Source organism: Streptomyces sp. NPDC047022 (genome assembly GCF_040644155.1).
Taxonomy (GTDB): domain Bacteria; phylum Actinomycetota; class Actinomycetes; order Streptomycetales; family Streptomycetaceae; genus Streptomyces.
The window spans coordinates 78,484-100,073 of sequence record NZ_JBEYVV010000010.1 but is presented as its reverse complement, the minus strand read 5'-3'; the positions used below and the strand labels follow the sequence as shown (position 1 = coordinate 100,073).

At 72.2% G+C, this 21,590-nt stretch carries 19 protein-coding genes; 13 read left to right on the top strand and 6 right to left on the bottom strand.

What is annotated here, in order from left to right:
* Positions 1 to 13 precede the first annotated feature (13 nt).
* The 7 genes from ABZ845_RS13850 (at position 14) to ABZ845_RS13820 (ending at position 6,924) form a co-directional block, all read left to right on the top strand.
* Complete coding sequence (locus ABZ845_RS13850; protein WP_360977817.1) at positions 14 to 1,339, top strand: hemolysin family protein; 1,326 nt, start codon at positions 14 to 16, stop codon at positions 1,337 to 1,339.
* A complete protein-coding gene (locus ABZ845_RS13845) occupies positions 1,336 to 2,349 on the top strand; it encodes a hemolysin family protein (protein WP_360977814.1) in 1,014 nt (337 codons plus the stop codon). The genes ABZ845_RS13850 and ABZ845_RS13845 overlap by 4 nt, the downstream gene beginning before the upstream one ends.
* A 72-nt stretch (positions 2,350 to 2,421) precedes the next feature.
* Positions 2,422 to 3,204 (top strand): SGNH/GDSL hydrolase family protein, encoded by a 783-nt coding sequence (locus ABZ845_RS13840; protein WP_360977811.1) that lies wholly within the window; start codon positions 2,422 to 2,424, stop codon positions 3,202 to 3,204.
* 41 nt (positions 3,205 to 3,245) lie between these two features.
* A complete protein-coding gene (locus ABZ845_RS13835; protein WP_360977808.1) occupies positions 3,246 to 3,584 on the top strand; it encodes a DUF4326 domain-containing protein in 339 nt (112 codons plus the stop codon).
* An 82-nt stretch (positions 3,585 to 3,666) separates the two neighbouring features.
* Complete coding sequence (gene purB, locus ABZ845_RS13830; protein WP_360977805.1) at positions 3,667 to 5,109, top strand: adenylosuccinate lyase; 1,443 nt, start codon at positions 3,667 to 3,669, stop codon at positions 5,107 to 5,109.
* Positions 5,106 to 5,666 carry a G/U mismatch-specific DNA glycosylase gene (mug, locus tag ABZ845_RS13825; RefSeq protein ID WP_360978161.1) on the top strand — a complete coding sequence of 187 codons (561 nt, stop codon included), beginning with the start codon at positions 5,106 to 5,108 and terminating at the stop codon, positions 5,664 to 5,666. The genes purB and mug overlap by 4 nt, the downstream gene beginning before the upstream one ends.
* Before the next feature lie 100 nt (positions 5,667 to 5,766).
* The gene (locus ABZ845_RS13820; RefSeq protein ID WP_360977803.1) at positions 5,767 to 6,924 is read left to right on the top strand and encodes an ROK family protein; all 1,158 of its coding nucleotides are present in this window, start codon (positions 5,767 to 5,769) and stop codon (positions 6,922 to 6,924) included.
* Positions 6,925 to 6,955: 31 nt separating this feature from the next.
* Here the strand turns inward: ABZ845_RS13820 and ABZ845_RS13815 are convergent, their stop codons facing one another.
* Positions 6,956 to 7,717, bottom strand: a complete 762-nt coding sequence (locus ABZ845_RS13815; protein WP_360977800.1) for a GntR family transcriptional regulator — start codon at positions 7,715 to 7,717, stop codon at positions 6,956 to 6,958.
* Positions 7,718 to 7,945: 228 nt separating this feature from the next.
* Between ABZ845_RS13815 and ABZ845_RS13810 the strand changes: the two genes are divergently transcribed.
* The 3 genes from ABZ845_RS13810 (at position 7,946) to ABZ845_RS13800 (ending at position 12,065) form a co-directional block, all read left to right on the top strand.
* Positions 7,946 to 8,776 (top strand): alpha/beta fold hydrolase, encoded by an 831-nt coding sequence (locus tag ABZ845_RS13810; RefSeq protein ID WP_360977797.1) that lies wholly within the window; start codon positions 7,946 to 7,948, stop codon positions 8,774 to 8,776.
* Positions 8,777 to 9,046: 270 nt separating this feature from the next.
* Entirely contained in the window at positions 9,047 to 10,633 is a 1,587-nt protein-coding gene (locus ABZ845_RS13805; RefSeq protein WP_360977794.1) for an alkaline phosphatase D family protein, read from the top strand.
* A gap of 115 nt (positions 10,634 to 10,748) precedes the next feature.
* A complete protein-coding gene (locus tag ABZ845_RS13800) occupies positions 10,749 to 12,065 on the top strand; it encodes a GNAT family N-acetyltransferase (RefSeq protein WP_360977791.1) in 1,317 nt (438 codons plus the stop codon).
* Positions 12,066 to 12,163: 98 nt separating this feature from the next.
* Here ABZ845_RS13800 and ABZ845_RS13795 read toward each other — a convergent pair whose 3' ends face one another.
* Positions 12,164 to 13,387 carry a PLP-dependent transferase gene (locus ABZ845_RS13795; RefSeq protein WP_360977788.1) on the bottom strand — a complete coding sequence of 408 codons (1,224 nt, stop codon included), beginning with the start codon at positions 13,385 to 13,387 and terminating at the stop codon, positions 12,164 to 12,166.
* 60 nt (positions 13,388 to 13,447) lie between these two features.
* Between ABZ845_RS13795 and ABZ845_RS13790 the strand changes: the two genes are divergently transcribed.
* Both ABZ845_RS13790 and ABZ845_RS13785 read left to right on the top strand, forming a co-directional pair.
* Positions 13,448 to 13,942: an Lrp/AsnC family transcriptional regulator gene (locus tag ABZ845_RS13790; RefSeq protein ID WP_360977785.1), complete on the top strand. Its 495-nt coding sequence runs from the start codon at positions 13,448 to 13,450 to the stop codon at positions 13,940 to 13,942.
* Positions 13,943 to 14,007: 65 nt separating this feature from the next.
* The gene (locus ABZ845_RS13785; protein ID WP_360977782.1) at positions 14,008 to 15,702 is read left to right on the top strand and encodes a DUF885 domain-containing protein; all 1,695 of its coding nucleotides are present in this window, start codon (positions 14,008 to 14,010) and stop codon (positions 15,700 to 15,702) included.
* 76 nt (positions 15,703 to 15,778) lie between these two features.
* Here ABZ845_RS13785 and ABZ845_RS13780 read toward each other — a convergent pair whose 3' ends face one another.
* Both ABZ845_RS13780 and ABZ845_RS13775 read right to left on the bottom strand, forming a co-directional pair.
* Positions 15,779 to 16,294, bottom strand: a complete 516-nt coding sequence (locus ABZ845_RS13780) for an immunity 21 family protein (RefSeq protein WP_360977779.1) — start codon at positions 16,292 to 16,294, stop codon at positions 15,779 to 15,781.
* Between the two features lie 49 nt (positions 16,295 to 16,343).
* Complete coding sequence (locus ABZ845_RS13775) at positions 16,344 to 16,838, bottom strand: rhodanese-like domain-containing protein (protein ID WP_360977776.1); 495 nt, start codon at positions 16,836 to 16,838, stop codon at positions 16,344 to 16,346.
* 123 nt (positions 16,839 to 16,961) lie between these two features.
* Between ABZ845_RS13775 and ABZ845_RS13770 the strand changes: the two genes are divergently transcribed.
* Positions 16,962 to 17,408: an Lrp/AsnC family transcriptional regulator gene (locus tag ABZ845_RS13770; RefSeq protein ID WP_360977773.1), complete on the top strand. Its 447-nt coding sequence runs from the start codon at positions 16,962 to 16,964 to the stop codon at positions 17,406 to 17,408.
* Between the two features lie 7 nt (positions 17,409 to 17,415).
* Here ABZ845_RS13770 and ABZ845_RS13765 read toward each other — a convergent pair whose 3' ends face one another.
* The gene (locus tag ABZ845_RS13765) at positions 17,416 to 20,409 is read right to left on the bottom strand and encodes an SMC family ATPase (RefSeq protein WP_360977770.1); all 2,994 of its coding nucleotides are present in this window, start codon (positions 20,407 to 20,409) and stop codon (positions 17,416 to 17,418) included.
* Positions 20,406 to 21,569 (bottom strand): exonuclease SbcCD subunit D, encoded by a 1,164-nt coding sequence (locus ABZ845_RS13760; protein ID WP_360977767.1) that lies wholly within the window; start codon positions 21,567 to 21,569, stop codon positions 20,406 to 20,408. The genes ABZ845_RS13765 and ABZ845_RS13760 overlap by 4 nt, the downstream gene beginning before the upstream one ends.
* Between the last annotated feature and the right edge of the window lie 21 nt (positions 21,570 to 21,590).

Sequence of the window (21,590 nt, the reverse complement as noted above, 5' to 3'; positions counted from 1 at the left end):
CTGAGGTGACCCGATGACCGAAGTGCTCCTGCTGGTGGTGGCGATCCTGCTCTCGCTGGCCTGCGGTGTCTTCGTGGCGGCGGAGTTCTCGCTCACCACCGTCGAGCGCAGCGCTCTGGAGCATGCGGCGCTGCGTGGTGAGCACGGGGCGGCGGGCGCCCTGAAGGCCGTACGCAGTCTGACGTTCCAGCTCTCCGGCGCTCAGCTCGGGATCACGGTCACCAATCTGGTGGTCGGCATGCTCTCCGAGCCGTCCATCGCCAGACTGATCGCGGGCCCGCTGGAGTCACTGGGGCTGCCGCGCTCCTCGGCCTCGTCCGTCGCCCTGGTCATCGGCACGGCGCTGTCGACGGTGTTCCTTATGGTGGTCGGTGAGCTGGTGCCCAAGAACTGGGCGATCTCCTCCCCGCTGGCCGTGGCCAAACGGGTGGGCACGGCGCAGCGCTGGTTCAGCGCGGCCTTCCGACCCTTCATCACCCATCTCAACAACAGCGCCAACCGGGTCGTACGCCGCCTCGGCCTCGAGCCCGCCGAGGAGCTGGCCTCGGCGCGCGGCCCGCAGGAGCTGGTGGCGCTCGCCCGGCACTCCGCGAAGGAGGGCGCCCTTGAGGCGGACACGGCGGAACTGTTCGTCCGCACCCTGAACCTGGCCGATCTGACCGCGGAGAACGTGATGACCCCGCGCGTCCAGGTCATCGCCCTCGATGTCCAGGCGACCTGCCAGGACGTGGCCAACGCGACGCGGGCGACGGGTCTGTCGCGCTTCCCCGTCTACCGCGGCGTCATGGATTCCGTGGTCGGCATCGCGCACATCAGGGACGTGGTGGGCGTACCCGCAGGGGAGCGGCCGCACTGCTCGGTGGCACGGGCGATGCGCGAACCGCTGTTCGTGCCCGAGTCCCTCACCGTCGACAGACTGCTCGACCAGCTCTCCGGCAAGAACACCATGGCCATCGTGATCGACGAGTACGGCGGGACCGCCGGGGTCGTCACTCTGGAGGACATCGTCGAGGAGGTCGTCGGGGAGGTGCACGACGAGCACGACCCGCAGGAGGTGCCCGACCTGGCCCCGGCGGGCTCCGACGACGCGGGCCGGGCGCTGTACCTGGCGGACGGCTCGGCCCGGATCGACCAGCTCGCGCGCGTCGGGCTGCGGGTGCCGGAGGGCCCGTACGAGACGCTGGCGGGCATCGTGGCGACCGCGCTCGGCCGCATACCGGTCAAGGGCGACAGCGTGGAGGTGGCCGGCTGGCGGCTGGAGGTGGCGGACGCCTCCGGGCGCCGGGCCGCCCGGCTGCTGATGCACGCGCCGGTGGCCGGGCGGGACGGTGAGCGGTGACCGTCGTCCAGTTGCTCATCGGTCTGTTGACGCTCGTCGCGAACGCGTTCTTCGTGGGAGGCGAATTCGCGCTGATCTCGGTGCGCCGCAGCCAGATCGAGCCCCACGCCGAGGCGGGCGACCGGCGCGCGCGCAGCGTGCTGTGGGGGCTGGAGCATGTGTCGGCGATGTTGGCGGCGGCGCAGCTCGGCATCACGCTGTGCACCCTGGTCCTCGGTGTGGTCGCCGAGCCCGCGATCGAACACCTCCTGGAACCCGTGTTCCACGCCGTCGGCATTCCGCCGGGCGCGGGGCGTGTGGTGTCGTTCGTGATCGCGCTGACCCTGGCCACCTATCTGCACATGCTGTTCGGCGAGATGGTGCCGAAGAACATCGCGCTCGCCGAGCCGGTGCGCCTGGCGCTGCTGCTCGGCCCGCCGTTGGTGGGCTTCTCCCGGGCCCTGCGCCCGGTGATCTTCACCGTGAACACATTCGCGAACGCCCTGCTCACGCTGTTGCGGGTGGAAACCAGATCCGAGGTCGCGGCGACCTTCTCGGACGACGAGCTCGCGCGGCTGGTGAAGGACTCCACCGCCGCCGGGCTGATCGACGACCGCGCCCAGGAGCGGCTGTACGACGCCCTGGAACTGGGCCGCCGGCCGGTGCGGGACGTGGTGGTCCCGCTGGCGCGCGTGGTCTACGCCCGGGTGGGCATCACCCCGGAGCAGTTGGAGCGCCTGGCGGGCGAGTCCGGGTTCTCCCGCTTCCCGGTCGTGGACGACAACCGGCGGATCATCGGGTATCTGCACGTCAAGGACGCGCTGGACGCGTCCCCCAAGGACAGCCCGTTCCGGTTGCGCGACATCCGCCCCGTCCCCCGGGTGCGCGAGGACACTCCACTGGACGATGTACTGACGGCGATGCGCCGCAGCCGTACGCACCTTGCGGCGGTGAACGGGGAGGACGGACGACTGGCGGGACTGGTGACGATGGAGGACGTCCTGCGGGAGTTGTTCGGGCAGCCGGCGTGAGCGCGAGCCGGCCCGGGAGCGTACAGGGCGACCGACCGGCGAGTATGTGCGCGGGATAGCATCTACGACGCCATGGAGACGAACCCCACCCACAGCAGCCTGGTCGCGGTCGGCGACTCCTTCACCGAGGGCATGTCGGACCTGCTGCCCGACGGCTCCTATCGCGGCTGGGCCGATGTCCTCGCGGGCCGGATGGCCACGCGGACACCCGGATTCCGGTATGCCAACCTCGCCGTCCGCGGCAAGCTGATCCAGCAGATCGTCGACGAGCAGGTGGATGCCGCCGCCGCGATGCGGCCCGATGTGATCACCCTGGTCGGCGGCCTGAACGACACCTTGCGCCCCAAGTGCGACATGGGGCGGGTGAAGGGTCTGCTCACGGAGGCCGTGGAGCGTCTCGCCCCCTCGTGCGACCAGCTCGTCCTGATGCGCAGCCCCGGCCGCCAGGGCCCGGTGCTCGAGCGCTTCCGCCCCCGCATGGAGGAGCTGTTCGCCTGCGTGGACGAGCTCGCCGAACGGCATGGCGCCCTCGTGGTCGATCTGTACGGGGCCCCCTCGCTCGCCGACCCTCGGCTGTGGGACGTGGACCGGCTGCACCTGACGGGCGAGGGACACCGCCGGGTGGCGGAAGCCGTGTGGCAGACACTCGGGTACGAGGCGGAGGATACGGAGTGGCGCACGCCGCCGCCCGCGACCGCGCCCCCGGGCTGGCTCGCCCGCCGGACCGCGGACGTCCGCTTCACCCGTCGGCATCTGCTGCCGTGGATAGGACGGCGGCTGACCGGCCGTTCCTCGGGCGACGGCCGCCCGGCCAAGCGGCCCGAGCTGGGGCCGTACGAGGCGCCCGCGGCCTGAGCGGGTCCGGTGGTGTCAGGTGCGGCGGGAAGGAGTCTGGCGTGACCACGAGCGTGATCAATCTGAAGGGCCGGATCCAGGAGTTCGGCGCCCGTCTCGAGGTGGCCCCCTCGGATGTCGTCTACATCGGCCGCCGGCTGGCCCGGGGCGGCTGGAACCTCCCCCAGCATCCGCTCTACAACCCGTTCCAGATCGACACCCAGAAGAAGAAGCACGACGGGACACGGGCCGAGGTGATGGCCAAGTACCGCGAGTATCTGATGGCACGGCCCGACCTTCTGGGGCTGGTGCCCGCCCTGCGCGGCAGGACGCTCGCCTGCTGGTGCGCGCCCGAGCTGTGCCACGGGGACATCCTGGCCGAGATCGCGGACCGGAAGTGAGGGGCGTGACCGGGGTCTCGTAGGTTCCGACGAAGCGCCCCATGGCGCTGGCCTGCACGAACCGCCAGTAGAATCCATCCACGTGACAGCTGCGCCCGCTAAGCCCCGTATCCCGAACGTCCTCGCCGGACGCTACGCCTCCGCCGAGCTCGCCACGCTCTGGTCCCCCGAGGAGAAGGTGAGGCTGGAGCGCAGGCTCTGGCTCGCCGTGCTGCGGGCCCAGAAGGACCTCGGGATCGAGGTGCCGGACGCGGCGATCGCCGACTACGAGCGGGCTCTCGACCAGGTCGACCTCGCCTCGATCGCCGAGCGCGAGAAGGTCACGCGCCACGATGTGAAGGCGCGGATCGAGGAGTTCAACGCCCTCGCCGGGCACGAGCATGTGCACAAGGGCATGACCTCCCGCGACCTCACCGAGAACGTCGAGCAGCTGCAGATCCGGCTGTCGCTGGAGCTGATGCGCGACCGGACCGTGGCCGTTCTGGCACGCCTCGGCAAGCTCGCGGGCGAGTACGGCGAGCTGGTCATGGCGGGCCGCTCCCACAACGTCGCGGCGCAGGCCACCACCCTCGGCAAGCGTTTCGCCACCGCCGCCGACGAGCTGCTGGTCGCCTTCGGGCGGGTCGAGGAGCTGCTCGGCCGCTATCCGCTGCGCGGCATCAAGGGCCCCGTCGGCACGGCGCAGGACATGCTGGACCTCCTCGGCGGCGACGCGGCGAAGCTCGCCGAGCTGGAGGACCGGGTCGCCGCGCACCTGGGCTTCTCGCAGGCGCTCACCTCGGTCGGCCAGGTCTACCCCCGTTCGCTCGACTACGAGGTCGTCACCGCGCTGGTACAGCTGGCGGCGGCGCCCTCGTCGCTGGCGAAGACGATCCGGCTCATGGCCGGGCACGAGCTGGTGACGGAGGGCTTCAAGCCCGGCCAGGTCGGCTCCTCCGCGATGCCGCACAAGATGAACACCCGTTCCTGCGAGCGTGTCAACGGCCTGATGGTCATTCTGCGCGGCTATGCCTCGATGACCGGCGAGCTCGCGGGCGACCAGTGGAACGAGGGCGACGTGTCCTGCTCGGTGGTGCGCCGGGTCGCGCTCCCGGACGCGTTCTTCGCGCTGGACGGCCTGCTCGAGACGTTCCTGACGGTCCTCGACGAGTTCGGCGCCTTCCCCGCGGTCGTCGCACGGGAACTCGACCGCTATCTGCCGTTCCTGGCCACGACCAAGGTGCTCATGGCGGCGGTGCGCGCGGGGGTCGGCCGGGAGGTCGCCCATGAGGCCATCAAGGAGAACGCCGTCGCCTGCGCCCTCGCGATGCGTGAGCAGGGAGCCGAGCGCAACGAGCTGCTCGACAGGCTGGCGGCCGACAAGCGCATCCCGCTCGGCCGCGAGGGCCTGGATGCGCTCATGGCCGACAAGCTGTCCTTCACGGGCGCGGCGTCCGCCCAGGTCCAGGCGGTGACCGGCCGGATCGAGGAGATCGTCAAGCAGCACCCGGAGGCCGCCGGGTACGCCCCGGGAGCGATCCTCTGACCCGGCTCACCCAGGCGGAGTTGGAGGCCGCCCGCGACCGGCTGGTGCCGGATGTGGTCGCGGACGGCCTCAAGGTTCTCTTCTGCGGCATCAATCCGGGTCTGATGACGGCGGCGACGGGCCACCACTTCGCCCGCCCCGGCAACCGATTCTGGCCCGTGCTGCACCTCTCGGGCTTCACCCCGCGGCTGATGAACCCGTCGGAGCAGTCCGAGCTGCCGGCGCTCGGACTCGGTATCACCAACGTGGTGGCGCGGGCGACCGCGCGCGCCGACGAGCTGACGGCCGAGGAGTACCGGGAGGGCGGCCGGATCCTCGGCGCCAAGGTCGAACGGCTGCGGCCCGGCTGGCTGGCCGTGGTCGGAGTGACCGCCTACCGGGCGGCCTTCGGCGACCGCCGTGCGGTCATAGGCCCGCAGGAGCGCACGATCGGGTCGAGCCACGTCTGGGTCCTGCCCAACCCGAGCGGTCTCAACGCGCACTGGACCGCGGCGACCATGGCGGAGGAGTTCCGGCGGCTGCGTCAGACCGCCGACGGTGACACTCACGACGGCTGACCGTCCTTTGCGGCCCGGACGTATCCGCTGCCGACCTCGCGGGTGCGCGCGGTGACGAGTACGATCCGGCCAACACGCGCACGAGCTGGGAGGACGGACGGTGGGGCGGCTGACCGGCGGGGACCCCTCTCTGCTGAGAAGGATCAACTCGGCGGTGGTGCTGCACGCGCTGCGCGCCGTCGACTGCGCGACCCTCACCGAGATCACCGGAGTGACCGGTCTGTCCCGCCCGACGGTCGAAGGCGTCGTCGAGGGCCTCATGGAGGCCGGGCTCGTGGTCGAGAAGGCGGCCGAGGAAGGCGCGGCCCGGCGACAGGGGCGGCCCGCGCGGAGGTTCAGGTTCCGGGCGGAGGCGGGCCATCTTCTCGGGCTGGACGTCGGTGCGCACCGGGTGACCGCGCTCCTGGCCGATCTCGACGGCCGCGAGCTGGGCACCCTGACGAAGGACGTCTCGGAGACGGCGCCGGCCGATGAGCGCCTGGAGCGGCTGCGGAGCACCGTCGCCGAACTGCTGCGCCGGGCCGGCGTGTCACGCGGCTCGCTGCGCGCGGTCGGCGTGGGCAGCCCCGGGATCGTGGAGGCGGACGGCACGGTGCGCCTGGGCACGGCCCTGCCCGAGTGGACGGGCCTGAACCTGGGCGAGCGGCTCAGCCGGTCGTTCAAGTGCCCCGTCCTGGTGGAGAACGACGCCAACGCGGCGGCCGTGGCCGAGCACTGGAAGGGCGCCGCCACCGAGTCCGACGATGTCGTGTTCGTGCTGGCCGGCCTGAGCCCGGGTGCGGGCGCGCTGATCGGCGGGCGTCTGCACCGCGGCTTCGGCGGGGCGGCCGGGGAGATCGGGGCGCTGCACCTGCTGGGACGCGAGGCGAGTCCCGAGACGCTGCTGTCGACCACGGACGAACCGCTGCATCCGCTGGACGAGCAGCAGGTGGCCGACGTGTTCGCCCTCGCCCGCGGGGGCGAGAAGCGGGCCCGGGCGGCCGTGGACCGGTTCATCCAGCGGCTCGTGCATGATGTCGCGGCCCTCGTCCTGGCGCTCGACCCCGAACTGGTCGTGATCGGCGGCTGGGCCGCCGGTCTGGACGGTGTACTGGATCCGCTGCGCGAGGAGCTGGCCCGCTACTGTCTGCGGCCTCCGCAGGTCACCCTGTCCCGGCTGGGCGAGGCCGCGGTGGCCACGGGGGCGCTCAGACTGGCGCTGGACCATGTGGACGAGCAGCTGTTCGCGGTGGAGAGCACGGTGACGGCCCGGCACTGAACGCGACCGGGCCGCCGTCGGGAAACACCGGTCAGGAGGCGTGGCGCTCCGGGTCGTGGTGGATCTCGACACCGCCGGTCGCGCCGAAGGTCAGACGGCAGGTGTCGGCGCGGTACGTGGCGACGGACACGGCGGCGGTGAGTCCGTCCGCGTGGTAGCGGGTCGTGACCACGAGGACGGGAGCACCGGGCAGCCGGTCGAGTTCCCTGGCGTCCTCGGCGCCGGCGGAGCCCAGCTCGACGGTCTGGGAATGGCCCTCCAGCTCCAGATGCTGGAGCTCCCGCAGCACGGTGCGGGCGCGTGCCGCACCCGGGAGGGTGCCGATCGCGGAGAGGCCGGGGACGGAGGCGTCCGGGATGTAGAGGAGTTCGGCGGCGACGGGCTGACCGTGCGTCATCCGGGAGCGGCGCAGGGTGTGCACCGGCTCGTTCCGGCCGGTCTCCAGGAGGTCGGCCACCGCGGCGGGCGGAGTCGCGACCGTGCAGTCCACGGGCTGCCAGGCGTCGTCGGCCGTGCCCGGCCAGGTGTGCTGCTCGAAGCCCACGGCCACGCCCATGCGGGGCGGGGCGACGGTGGTGCCCACTCCCCGGCGACGCTGGAGCCGGCCTTCCAGTTCGAGCTGTTCGAGTGCCTGGCGCAGGGTGGCTCGGGCGACGCCGAAGCGGGCCGCCAAGTCCCGTTCGTTCGGCAGGATCTCGCCTACGGAGAACTCGGAGTCGAGTGCTTGAGTGAGTACGGTCTTCAGCTGCCAGTACTTAGGCTCCGGCACCGACTCCAGCTGCGTGGTCCCCACCCTGTCCTCCGCAATCGCCGTGGCCCGTCGGCGTTTTATCGCCCTTGTTTATTAAATGTTGTTGCACTTCTCTGTGACCATAGGGCGGCCCCCACCCTTGGTCAAGACCAATCCTCGGACTTCGCCTCGGGGCTACCCGCGGGTAGCAGTTGCTGACAAGCTGTCTACGACGTGGTCCGCGACAGCGTTCGTCAACGTGCCCCAGACGCCCAGCCGAGGAGCAGCACCATGGCCGCAACGGTCTCTTTCAGCGTCCCCTCCCCCGACGGCCCGCGGACCGCGACGGTCTCCTACGCGCGCAAGGGCAGTGGCGCACCGCTCCTCCTGCTGCACGGCATCGGGCACCACCGGCAGGCCTGGGACCCGGTCGTGGACATCCTGGCGACGGAGCGCGACGTCATCGCCGTCGACCTCCCCGGTTTCGGCGCGTCCCCGGCCCTGCCTGCCGGGCTCGCGTACGACCTGGCGACCGTGGTGCCCGTACTCGACGCCTTCTGCGCGGCACTGGGCATCGACCGTCCGCACGTCGCGGGCAACTCCCTGGGAGGCCTGCTGGCTCTCGAACTGGGCCGCGAGAAGCTCGTACGGTCCGTCACCGCGCTGTCGCCCGCCGGGTTCTGGACCGATGCCGAGCGCAGGTACGCGTTCGCCCTGCTCCTCGGGATGCGGAGGGCCGCGCGTACCCTGCCGCCGCCGTTCGTGGAGCGGCTGTCACGCACGGCGGCCGGGCGCGCGGTGCTGGTGAGCGCCATCTACGCCCGCCCCGGCCGCCGTTCACCCGAGGCCGCGGCGGCCGAGACCTTCGCGCTCGCCCGCGCCACGGGCTTCGCCGACACTCTTCGCGCGGGTACGAACGTCCAGTTCACGGACGATGTGCCCGGACTTCCGGTCACGGTCGCGTGGGGCACCCGGGACCGGCTCCTGGTGCGCCGCCAGGGTGTGCGCGCCAAGCAGATCATCCCCCGGGCCCGGCTGGTGCGGCTGCCCGGCTGTGGGCACGTCCCGATGAACGACGACCCGGCCCTGGTCGCACGGGTCATCCTGGACGGGAGCCGCTGAGCGAGGACACACGGCCGGGACCAGCGCCCCCACAGGCGGCGTTCGCCCCGTCGCGGGGTCTCTCACCGCTTCCCCAGGCTCTTCGAGCAGGGGGTATACCCCCCACCGCGTTGTCGTCGGCTGCCATGCCTCCGCCATGACGCCCTCCTGCCCGCCGGCCGGTGATGGTTCGTCACAGCTGGTTGTTCACTTGTGGTTTGCGTGTGCGCTGCGGCGCACCAGTAGTTGTGGCTGAGCCCATTGCCGGAACCACCGACCGGAGGCGCTTTCATGTCCCAACGTCCCCTTCCCGGCCGCCGCAGCCTGCTGCGCGGCACCCTGGCCGCGTCCGCGGCCCTCACTCTGCCCTCGGCGCTCGGCGCCGCCCCGGCGTTCGCCCTCTCGGGCCGGCCGAAGGCGGGATGGGGCGTCCAGTCCGGCGACGTGAGCGCTCACTCGGGGCTCGTCTGGGTGCGCTCCGACCGCCCGGCCCGGATGATCGTGGAGACCTCGGCGACGGAGTCGTTCCGCAACCCGCGCAGATGGCAGGGGCCCTTGCTGGGACCGGACACCGACTTCACGGGCACGACGCGGCTGCACGGGCTGCCGGCGGGCGAACAGATCCACTACCGCGTGCTCCTGGCCGATCCGCACGACCCGCGGCGCACCGGGGAGCCGGTGGCGGGCACCTTCCGCACGACGCCGCTCGGGCAGCGCCGCGGGGTGCGCTTCCTGTGGTCGGGCGATCTGGCGGGCCAGGGCTGGGGCATCAACCCAGACCTCGGCGGATACCGGATCTACGACGCGATGGCACGGCTCGACCCGGACTTCTTCCTGTGCAGCGGAGACAACATCTACGCGGACGGTCCGCTGTCCGCGACCCAGGTCCTGCCGGGCGGCGGCACCTGGCGGAACATCACCACCGAGGAGAAGTCCAAGGTGGCCGAGACCCTGGCCGAGTACCGCGGCAACTTCCGCTACAACCTGCTGGACGAGAACCTGCGGCGGTTCAATGCCCAGGTGCCGTCGATCACGCAGTGGGACGACCACGAGGTCCGCAACAACTGGTATCCCGGCGAGGTGATCGCCACCTCCGACAGCCGCTACACCGAGAAGAGCGTCGACGTGCTCGCGGCCCGCGCGCGCCGCGCCTTCAGCGAGTACTTCCCCGTCTCCACACTGCCGCCGGGCGACAGCGACGGCCGCGTGTACCGGGTCATGCGGCACGGGCCGCTGCTGGACGTCTTCGTCCTGGACATGCGCACCTACCGCAACGCCAACTCGCCCGACAACCAGACCGTCGACCCGCAGGGGATCCTCGGCGCGGAGCAGGCGGAGTGGCTCAAGCGGGAACTCGCGCGGTCGCGTGCCGTGTGGAAGGTCATCGCCGCCGACATGCCGCTCGGCCTGGTCGTGCCGGACCCCATGGAGAGCCTGCCGGACTTCGAGGCGGTCGCCCAGGGCGACCCGGGCGCGCCGCTCGGGCGCGAGCTGCAGATCGCCGAGGTGCTGCGGTTCATCAAGCACCGCAGGATCACGGGCACCCTGTGGCTGACGGCCGATGTGCACCACACCTCGGCGCAGCACTACCAGCCCTCGCGCGCCGCGTTCACCGATTTCGAGCCGTTCTGGGAGTTCGTCTCCGGGCCGCTGAACGCGGGCGCGTTCCCGGCGAGCGCGCTCGACAACACCTTCGGCCCCGAGCGGGTGTTCGTGAAGGCGCCTACCGACTCCAACGTGTCTCCCGCTGGCGGCTACCAGTTCTTCGGCGAGGTCGACATCGACGGGCACAGCGGGGAGCTGACCGTGCGGCTGCGCGAGCAGGACGGGACCGTGCTGTTCACGCAGGTGCTGCAACCAGGGCACGTGGGCCAGTGAGCGGGCGGTCGGCAGGCCCTTAATCAAAAGAACAACAAAAAGGACAGAAGCATCCTTTACTCGTCGGACACAAAGCGTTTGTGATCACGCAACACCCTTCCTTCACAGTGGTTGCATGACTCCAGACATGTCCGATGTGACACGAACCAAGAACGGCAACCCGATACGCCACTGGCGGCGGAACGCGATCGAGCTCGCCGCGCTGTGGTGGTCACGCCGCCACGGTCATGCCCCGCCCACAAGTGATACCGGTGCCCGGCCGCTCGCCGAGAGGCAGCAGGCCGGGCAGTCCGGGACCGACACGGCCGACGGGACCAAGGCGCTGTGGCGGATGCGGACGACTGTGCGGGACGAGCCGGGTTCGCTGGCGGCGCTGTGCGCGGCGCTGGCCGGGCTCCGGATCGACATCCTGAGCCTGCAGACGCACCCGCTGGCACAGGGCACGGTGGACGAGTTCCTGCTGCGCACGCGTTCGGACCTGGAAGCGTCGGCGATCACCAACGCCGTCGCACAGGCCGGGGGCACGGAGAGCTGGATCGAGCGGGCCGACGCGCACGATCTGGTCGACGCCCCGACCCGGGTCCTCGGCCTCGCCACCCGCACCGCACTGGACGCCGCCGAACTTCCGCTCGCACTACGGCAGTTGCTCGGGCGGTGCACGATCCGCTCACTGCCCGCCCACTCCCCCGGATCCGGCCGCGCGCAGGAGAGCGCTCCCGTCGAGGGCGCACTTGAGGACACCGTGATGCGGCTGCGGGCGCCGGAGGGCGGGGTGATCACCGTCGAACGGCCGTATCTGCCGTTCACACCCACCGAGTTCGCGCGCGCCCGGGCGCTGGTGGAGCTGGACGCCCGGCTCGGCCCGCGCGTCCCCCGCGGCCAGGACGTCCTGACGCTGCCGGAGGGCAACGCGATCACCGTACGGCGGGCCGACACCTCGGACCTGGAGGCCGCCAAGGAGATGCACGCCCGCTGCTCGGCGCGCACGCTCGGCATGCGCTACCACGGGCCGGTGGGGGACGCCGACCGCTATCTGCGGCATCTGCTCAGCCCGCGGTTCGGCCGGACCCTCACCGTGGAGACGGCTTCGGGCCGCGTCGTCGGCCTCGGGCACCTGCTGTGGGACGGTGACGAGACGGAGGTCGCGCTGCTCGTCGAGGACGAGTGGCAGCACCGCGGCGTCGGCTCCGAACTCCTCGGCCGCCTGGTGACGATGGCGGTGGAGGCGGGCTGCGAGAACGTCTACGCCGTCACCCAGGCGTCCAACACCGCGATGGTCGCCGCGATGCGCGGCCTGGGGCTGCCCCTCGACTACCAGATCGAGGAGGGCACGCTCGTCATCACCGCGCGCCTGGACGCCACGCCGGTGGCCTCACGGCTGCCGTACGACCATGCGGCTCAGCCGCACGGCACACCGGCCGGCCGGGACTGACGGCGGGCGACGGCAGAACGGCGGCACGCGACGGCGAACGGCCCGGCGCACCCGAGCGCCGGGCCGTTCGGCCTTCCGGTGGAGCGGTCCGGGGCCGGCTAGCGCCCCGCGACCTCCGGCTGCCGCAGGCCACCCGCGCAGCGCCCCGCTCCCAGCGCTCCGTCGAGATCGGCCCACAGGTCCTCGACGTCCTCGAGCCCCACCGACAGCCGCAGCAGCCGGTCGCTCACCCCGGCGCCCCTGCGGTCCGTCGGGTCCACGATGCGGTGGCTGATGGACGCCGGGTGCTGGATGAGGGAGTCGACGCTGCCGAGGCTGACCGCGGGAGTGACCAGACGGACCCCGGCGATCACCTCGTGCGGATCGCCGTGCACCTCGAAGGCGACCATCGCGCCGCCGATCCGCGGATAGTGGACGCGGTCCACGCGAGGATCGGCCGCGAGCCGCTGCGCGAGCTCGGCGGCGGTGGCCGACGCGGCCCTGACCCGGATCGGCAGGGTCGACAGACCTCGCAGCAGCAGATAGCCGGCCAGCGGGTGGAGCACCGCGCCCGTCGCGAAGCGGACCTGGCGCAGCCGGCGTGCCAGCTCCTCGTCGCAGGCCACCACCCCGCCCATAACATCGCCGTGCCCTCCGAGGTACTTCGTGGCGCTGTGCAGCACCAGCCGGGCACCCAGCTCCGCGGGGCGCTGCAGCACGGGTGTCGCGAAGGTGTTGTCGGCCAGCAGCGGAACCGAACCGCAGGCGTGGGCCACGGCACGCAGGTCGATCTCGGCGAGTGTCGGATTGGCCGGGGACTCGACCATGACCAGGCCGGTGTCCGGACGCAGGGCGTCCGCTATGCCCGCCGGGTCGGTCCAGGTCACCTCGGAGCCGAGCATCCCGGCGGTCAGCAGATGATCGCTGCAGCCGTACAGCGGGCGTACGGCGACGACATGGCGCAGCCCCATACCGCCCCGGGCGAGCAGGACGGCGCTCAGCGCGGCCATGCCGCTCGCGAACGCGACCGCGCTCTCGGTGCCCTCGAGCCGGGCGAGCGCGGTCTCGAACCGGGCGACGGTGGGATTGCCCAGACGCCCGTACACGGGCGGGCCGTCCAGCTCCGCGCCGTCCGCGGCGAAGGCGTCGATACGCGCGGCCTCGTCGCGGCTGTCATGGGAGGGGTAGGTCGTCGAGAAGTCGAGGGGCGGAGCGTGCAGCCCGAGCTCGGCGAGATCCTCACGTCCGGCGTGCACGGCCTCGGTGGCGAGTTCCCGGCGGGCGCGGGCGCCCACTGCGTATCGGTCCTGCGCGTCGTACGCGCCATGGGTGCGGGAGTCCATGGACGGCAGACTGAACACTGGCCGGAGACATGACGCCGGATCCCGTGTTACGTTCGCCGCATGGCCGATTCCGTCGTACTGGATCCGGTGGATCTTCATCTTCTGCGGCTGTTGCAGAACGACGCCCGGGCGACGTACCGCGACCTGGCGGCGCAGGTCGGGGTCGCGCCCTCGACCTGTCTCGACCGGGTGACGAGGCTGCGCCGCACGGGCGTGATTCTCGGCCATCAGCTGCGACTCGACCCGGCGAAGCTCGGGCGCGGTCTCGAGGCCCTGCTGTCGGTGCAGGTCAGGCCGCACCGGCGGGAGCTGGTGGGCCCCTTCGTGGAGCGGATCCGGGCACTGCCCGAGTCCCGTACGGTCTTCCATCTCACCGGTCCCGACGACTACCTGGTGCATGTAGCGGTCGCGGACATGGCCGATCTCCAGCGGCTGGTCCTGGACGAGTTCACGGCGCACCGCGAGGTCGCGCGCGTGGAGACCCGGCTGATCTTCCAGCAGTGGGACTGCGGCCCGCTGCTGCCTCCCAGGGCGGACGCATCCGAAACCCGCTGAACCGGCCTATGCCGAGCGCTGAATCCAGGTGACGTGGACCACGTCGGCGTACCAGGATTGTGGCCATGTCAGACACCACCAGGAGCCTCTTGCCCCGGCAGGTCGCCGACGCCTACGTCGACGCCCTCGTCGCCCTCGACCCGGTCACCGGTACCTACCTCGGCGTGAAGGAAAGTTCGAGCAAGCTGCCCGACACCTCGCCCGCGGGCCAGGAGGCGCTGGCCGAGCTGGCGCGATCGACTCTCGCGGAGCTCGACGCGGCGGAGCGCCGGCCGGGCGGGGACAGCGACATCGAGCGCCGGTGCGCGCGCCTGCTGCGCGAGCGGCTCACCGCCGAACTCGCCATGCACGAGGCCGACGAGGGCCTGCGCATGGTGGGCAACATGCACTCCTCGGTGCACTCCGTGCGTGACGTCTTCACAATCACCCCCACCGCCACGGAGGAGGACTGGGCGGCGGTCGCGGAGCGGCTCCGCGCCGTTCCGGCCGCACTGCGCGGCTACCGCGAGTCCCTCGCCCTCGGTCTGGAGCGGAAGCTGTACGCGGGCCCGCGCCCGACGGCCACCTTCGTCGAGCAGCTCACCGAGTGGTCGGACACGGACGGCCGGGGCCACGGCTGGTTCGAGGACTTCGCGTCCTCCGGCCCCGAGGCGCTGCGCGCCGGACTGGACGAGGCGGCCCGCGCGGCGACCGCCGCCGTCGTGGAACTGCGGGACTGGATGCGCGACGTGTACGCGCCGACGGTCGAGGGCGCGCCCAACACGGTGGGCCGCGAGCGCTACGCCCGCGCGGCACGCTACTTCAACGGCGCGGACCTGGATCTGGACGAGGCGTACGCGTACGGCTGGTCCGAGTACCACCGCCTCCTCGGCGAGATGAAGAAGGAGGCCGAGAAGGTCCTGCCCGGCGCGAAGACCCCCTGGGTCGCGCTCGCGCACCTCGATGAGCACGGCAGGCATATCGAGGGGGTGGACGAGGTACGCGAATGGCTCCAGGGCCTGATGGACGAGGCGATCGAGGAGCTCGACGGCACGCACTTCGAACTGGCCGAGCGGGTGCGCAGGGTGGAGTCCTGCATCGCGCCTCCCGGCAGTGCCGCGGCCCCCTACTACACATCTCCGTCGAAGGACTTCTCCCGTCCGGGCCGGACCTGGCTTCCGACCATGGGGCAGACCAGATTCCCGGTGTACGACCTGGTGTCGACGTGGTACCACGAGGGTGTCCCGGGCCACCACCTCCAGCTCGCGCAGTGGACACACGTGGCGGACGACCTCTCGCTCTACCAGGCGACCGTGGGGTGCGTCAGCGCCAACGCGGAGGGCTGGGCCCTGTACGCGGAGCGCCTCATGGACGAGCTGGGCTTCCTCACCGACGCGGAGCAGCGGCTCGGCTATCTGGACGCCCAGATGATGCGGGCGGTGCGCGTCATCATCGACATCGGCATGCATCTGGATCTGGAGATCCCCGCCGACTCGCCCTTCCACCCGGGTGAGCGCTGGACTCCGGAGCTGGCGCAGGAGTTCTTCGGCGCCCACAGCAGCCGCTCCGCGGACTTCGTGGAGAGCGAGCTGATCCGCTATCTGTCGATGCCCGGCCAGGCGATCGGCTACAAGCTGGGCGAACGCGCCTGGCTGCTGGGCCGCGAGGCGGCACGGCAGCGGCACGGCGACGCCTTCGACGCGAAGGCCTGGCACATGGCGGCGCTGTCACAGGGCTCGCTGGGCCTGGACGACCTGGTGGACGAGCTGTCGCGTCTGTGACCCGGCCTGGCTGCCGGGCCGGGCACTTTCCCGGTCCGGCAGCCGGGGCCGGCGGCCGCGCATGGGCAGCGAGGCGTCAGTCCACGGCCCTGCGCACCTGCACGAGCACCGTCCACACCTCGGGGCCGGGCTCCACATAGGCGGCGCGGACCATGTACCGGCCCGGTTCCAGCGCCACCCGCAGATGGTCGGTGCGTGCGGACTCGTTTCCCGGCCACGCCGCGTCGAACAGCACCACATCGCCCGGAACGTCCCACCGCACATCCGGCTCCCACTGCGCCGTCCGCAGCGCCTCGGGGACGCGATCGAGCAGGGCGGCCTCGGACTCCGCGGCGCACCACCGTACGAAGGTGCCGTGCTCGGGCAGATAGGCGGTGGAAGCGGGCTCGTCGCCGAGGACCAGGGCGCGGGTGTCGCCGACCGGTACAAGGCCGATGTATCCCTCGACCTCGCAGGCCCGGTCGTAGTCGGAGGACATCTCGTCGCCGTCGGCGCCCGCCCAGAAGGGCAGCACCACCTCGGGTACCGCGATGAGCGGCCCGCCGCCCGACTCCACCCACTCGACAGTGCCTTGATCCGCGTAACCGGCCATGCCCAGAAGCTACACGCACGCGCCGGGCCGGAGGCACCGCCCCCACACCTCAGCAGCCGCAGTCGCCCGTGCCCGCGGGTGCCGTCAGAACGTCGGCCGCGCGGCGCTCGCGGCCCTCCCGGCTCTCGTACGCGAAACCCTCACGCGCCCAGTACTCGAAGCCGCCGAGCATCTCCTTGACCTGGTAGCCGAGTTCGGCGAGGGCGAGCGCGGCGCGGGCCGCGCCGTCGCAGCCCGGGCCCCAGCAGTACACGACCACCGGCACGGCCTTGTCGAGGAGTCGCTCCGCGTGCCCGGGGACGAGCGCCGTCGGAAGGTGCACCGCACCGGGGATGTGGCCCTGGTCCCATGCCGTTGCCGAGCGCGAGTCGAGGACCACGAAGCCGGGGTCCGCCCCGGCCGCGAGGGCGGCTGCCACGTCGGACACATCGGTGTGGAAGGCGAGGCTCGCCCGGAAGTGGGCGGCGGCGTCCGCGGGGGCGGCCGGGGCTACGCGCAGGACGGGGTTGACGGTCGTCGTACCGATGCTCGCGGTCGGGCTCACGGCCGGTCCTTTCGTCGGTGGATCTCCATGCCGTGAAATCTACGGACCGTGATCGCTCTCCTGAAGGAACGATCCACGGCGCACCCCTTGATCGACCGGGGATCGCCCTGCTATTCCTCGGGAATGACCGTGTATTCCCCGGATGCCACCGACTGGCGCATCCTCGATGTCCTCCAGCGCGAAGGCCGCGCCAGCTATGCGGAGCTGGCCCGTGCGGTCGCCATGTCCGCGAGCGCGGTCACCGAACGGGTACGGCGCCTCGAGGAGGCAGGCGTCATCCAGGGGTATGCCGCGGTCGTCGACCCGGAGCGCCTCGGCCTGCCGATCCTGGCGTTCGTCCGGCTGCGCTACCCGAACGGCAACTACAAGCCGTTCCACGATCTCGTCGCCGCGACGCCCGGGATCCTGGAGGCGCACCATGTCACCGGCGACGACTGCTTCGTCATCAAGGTCGCGGCACGCTCGATGCGGCACCTGGAGGAGATCTCGGGCAGGATCGGCACACTGGGCTCGGTGACGACGAGCGTCGTGTACTCCTCGCCCCTGCCCCGCCGTCCCCTCGGCCGCTGAGGGCGTCTCAGCCGGCACCCCGCTGCCGCACCACGGACCCCGTTCTGCCCTTCACGACCTCCAGCTGGGCGTGGATCCGGCGCCGCAGGTCCGCGACATGGCTGACGATGCCCACGCTGCGGTCCCGTTCGCGCAGGGAGTCCAGTACGTCCAGTACCTCGTCCAGAGTCTGGTCGTCCAGGCTGCCGAAGCCCTCGTCGATGAAGAGGGTGTCCAGGCGCACCCCGCCGGTCTCGTCGGTGACGACGTCCGCGAGGCCGAGGGCGAGCGCGAGGGATGCGAAGAACGTCTCCCCGCCCGAGAGGGTCGACGTGTCGCGTTCCCGCCCGGTCCAGGCGTCGACGACATGCAGTCCCAGGCCGCTGCGCCCGCGGCCCGAGCGGTCGTCGGAGTGAACGAGGGTGTAGCGGCCCGAGGACATGCGATTCAGGCGTACGGTCGCAGCCGCCGCGACCTGCTCGAGACGCGCGGCGAGCACATACGACTCCAGGCGCATTCTGCGTTCGTTGTCGGCGGACGTACCGGCCGCCAGTGACGCCAGCCGGGCCACCCGGTCGTACTCCTCGCGCAGGGGCGCCAGCCGCCGTGCGGACAGGGTGGCCCGCGTGGACAGGCGATCGAGGTCGGCGCAGCGCGCGGAGGCCGCGTCCTGGGCGGAGACCGCCTCCTGGAGCCGGCGGCCGGCCGCCTCGGCCGCCCGTTCGGCACCCGGGAGGTCCGCCGACGGCTGCTGCGCGGCGGCCGTGGTGTCCGGCTCGGCGAGCACCGCGCGTACGGCGGTGTCCTCCTGCTGCCAGGCGTCCAGGCGCCGTTGCAGCTCGCGGTGTGCCGTGTCGTCCAGGAGGGCGGCGGCTGCGGCCCGCGGGGTGTCGAACCCGGCGCGGAATGCGGCGTCGGAGAGCCGCGCGTCGGCTTCCTTCAGCCGCCGCGCGGCGTCCTCGGCCGCCCGTACGGCCTCGGCGGCCTCGGTGAACAGGGCGGTCCGGTGCTCCAGTTCCGCCGAGCGCTCGGACACGCTCACGGCATCGCCCCTTACCCGGGCCAGCTCCGCCTCCAGGGAGGCCCGTTCACGGTCCAGGGTGTCGCGACGGGAGGCCCGGGCCGCTTGCCGCAGCGCCGCCTGCTGCCGGTCGGCGTCCCGTCTCTCCTTCTCGTGTTCCGCCTGCCTCAGCTCTTCCTGCGCGGCGTGCAGCCGTGCGGCGCCCGCGCGCGCAGCGCCGTAGAGCCGCTCCAGTTCCTCGGCGTCCACGGCGAGCCGGGCGGTGGACGCCTCCCCGGCCTCCGCGGTGGCCGCGGCCAGCGCCTCCCGTACGGCGCCGAGCCGCCGTTCGTCCCCGGCACGCTCGCCGTCGGCACGCCGGTGGGCCGCCAGCGCCCGCTCCTCCGCCTCACGGTCGACGTGCCCGGCCGTCTTCCGCGCGGGCGAGGGGTGTTCGACGGCGCCGCAGACGGCGCAGGGCTCGCCGTCGGCCAGGCTCGCGGCGAGTTCCGCGGCGATGCCCGCGAGGCGCTGCTCCTTGAGTTCGAGCCAGTGCTCATGGGCCTGAAGGGCGCGTTCGCGGGAGCCGAGGACGCGGGCCTGCGCGGCCTCGGCCTCGCGTGTCAGTGCGTCCCGCTCACGGGCCGCCTCCAGCCGCCGCAGCGCGGGTTCGCGGCGCGCCGCGAGCTGCTCGGCCCGGGTCGCGTCCTCCTGTGCGCCGTCGATCCGCTTCTGGACGGCCGCACGTGCCGCCTCCCAGCCGGCCAGCCACTCCCCGGCGTCCTGGAGAACCACCTCGTCGGCGCGCTCCTCATGGTCCAGGTCCGTCCGCTCCGCGGCGAGGCCGGTCAGCCGTGCCTCGGCGCGACGGGCCGACTCCAGGCCGCCCAGCTCCTCGGCGGCCCGGCGTGCCGCGGTCGCGAGCTCCGTGGCGCCGGCCTGCGCGAGGGCCCGCGGGAGCCGGGCGCGCAGCCGTGCCTCCTCGTCCGCGGCGTCGCGGTGCTCGTTCTCCGTACCCTCGCGCAGGGCGAGGGCGGGAGCCACGGACTCGGCCTTTCGCGCGCGCCGCATGCGCGCCTGCGCCTCCTGGTGGGCGTCGGCGCGCTGCGCGAGCAGCGCCGCCCGCTCGCGGGCCTCGGCGAACCGCCGCTGAAGACGCGCCCGTTCACGCGTGTCGTCCATGAGGTGCCACGCGGCTGCCTGCGCCGACTCCGCGGCGCTCCGGGCGCAGTGCGCGAGGGTGAGACGCTCACGGGCCGTGCTGCGGGCGACGGCGGCCCAGCCCAGGACGGTGTCGGCGAGCCCGGGATCGCCCGGGGCGAGGTCCGGCAGGGGCAGATCGTCACCGGCCGCCTGCTGCATCCGGTGGGCATCGGCGAGCAGGGCTGTGTCCCCGTCCCGTACCTCGCCCTCCGCCGCCCGGCGCCACTCGGCCAGGCGCCTTTCGACCTCGGCGAAGTGGCGGGTGTCGAAGAGGCGGCCCAGCAGCTTTCCGCGGGCCTCGGCGTCGGCGCGCAGAAAGCGGGCGAAGTCACCCTGAGGAAGCAGGACGACCTGGCAGAACTGCTCCCGGCTCATGCCGAGCAGCTCGGTGATCTCCTCGCCGATCTCCTGATGTGAGCGGCTGAGGCTCTTCCAGGCACCGGTGGCGGTGTCGTACTCGCGCAGCGCGGTGTGCGCCTTTTCGACGGTCGTGCCGGTGCCACGCTTCTTCGGCCGCTCCCGCGGCGGCTGCCGGGTGATCTCCAACCGGCGCCCGGTCACCGTGAGTTCGAGGCGGACCTCGGTGCGCACGTGTGGCTCTGCGTGGTCGCTGCGCAGGGTCATTCCCTGGCCGCTATGGCGGGCACCGGGCACGGCCCCGTACAGCGCGTAGCACACGGCGTCCAGGACCGATGTCTTTCCGGCGCCGGTCGGTCCGTGCAGCAGGAAGAGCCCGGCGGCTGACAGTTCGTCGAAATCCACCTTCTGGGTGCCGCCGAAGGGTCCGAAGGCGGTGATCTCCAGCTGGTGCAGCCTCACCGGGCGGTCTCCCCGGCCACCGCGTCGGCACGCACCGAGTCGAACGCGTCCTGAAGCACGGTTCGTTCGCGGTCGTCCGGTCCCGATCCGCGCACATGCGCCACGAAGTCCTCCGCGATCTCCTCGTCCGAGCGGCCCGCGAGCCGCCGCGCGTACGACACGCCTGACTCCTCCTCGGCACGTTCGGGGTCGAAGACGAGGCTGAGGGTGTGCGGGAAACGCTCGGCCAGCCGGGCCATGGGCTCGGGGGGCCGCACGGGATCGGTGAGCGTGGCCTCCACCCACGCGTCCTCGTGGCGTTCCAGCCCGGGATCCGCGAGCAGTTCCTCAAGCCGCCCCCGGATCCGGGCGAGCGCGCGCGGCACCGGGAAGTCGATGCGTTCCGCCGTGACCGAGCCGTCGGACCCCAGGTCGATCAGCCACATGCCCTTGCGGTGCCCGGACTCCGAGAAGGAGTACGCCAGCGGGGAGCCGGAGTAGCGGACCCGGTCGGTGATGGTCTGGCTGCCGTGGAGATGGCCCAGCGCCACATAGTCCACGCCGTCGAAGACGCCCGCGGGCACCGCGGCCACGCCGCCGACGGTGATGTCCCGCTCGCTGTCACTGGGCTCGCCGCCGGTGACGAAGGCATGGGCGAGGACGACGGAACGGGTGCCCGGGGGGCGGGTGGCGAGGTCGGCGCGGACCCGGTCCATCGCCACCGAGAGCACCGCCTCATGACCCGCCTCGGGGATCCCGAACTCCTCCTTGACCAGGACCGGTTCGAGATAGGGGAGGCCGTAGAAGGCGACGTCGCCGTGGGCGTCCGCCAGGACGACCGGGGTGCCGCAGGCGGCGGGCTCCGTGCGCAGATGGATGCCCGCGCGGCCGATGAGCCCCGCGCCGACGCCGAGGCGGCGCGCCGAGTCGTGGTTCCCCGAGATCATCACCGTGGGCACTCCGAGGTCCGCGAGACGGTTCAGCGCGTCGTCGAAAAGCTCGACCGCGGCCAGGGACGGCACCGCCCGGTCGTACACATCGCCCGACACGACCACCGCCTCCACGCCGCGCTCGCGCACGGTCGTGACGAGGTGGCCCATGAATCCGGACTGGGCGTCGAGCATCGCCACCCGGTGGAACGCCCGGCCCAGATGCCAGTCGGAAGTGTGCAGGAATCTCACGGACCTCAGTCTGCCACCGGC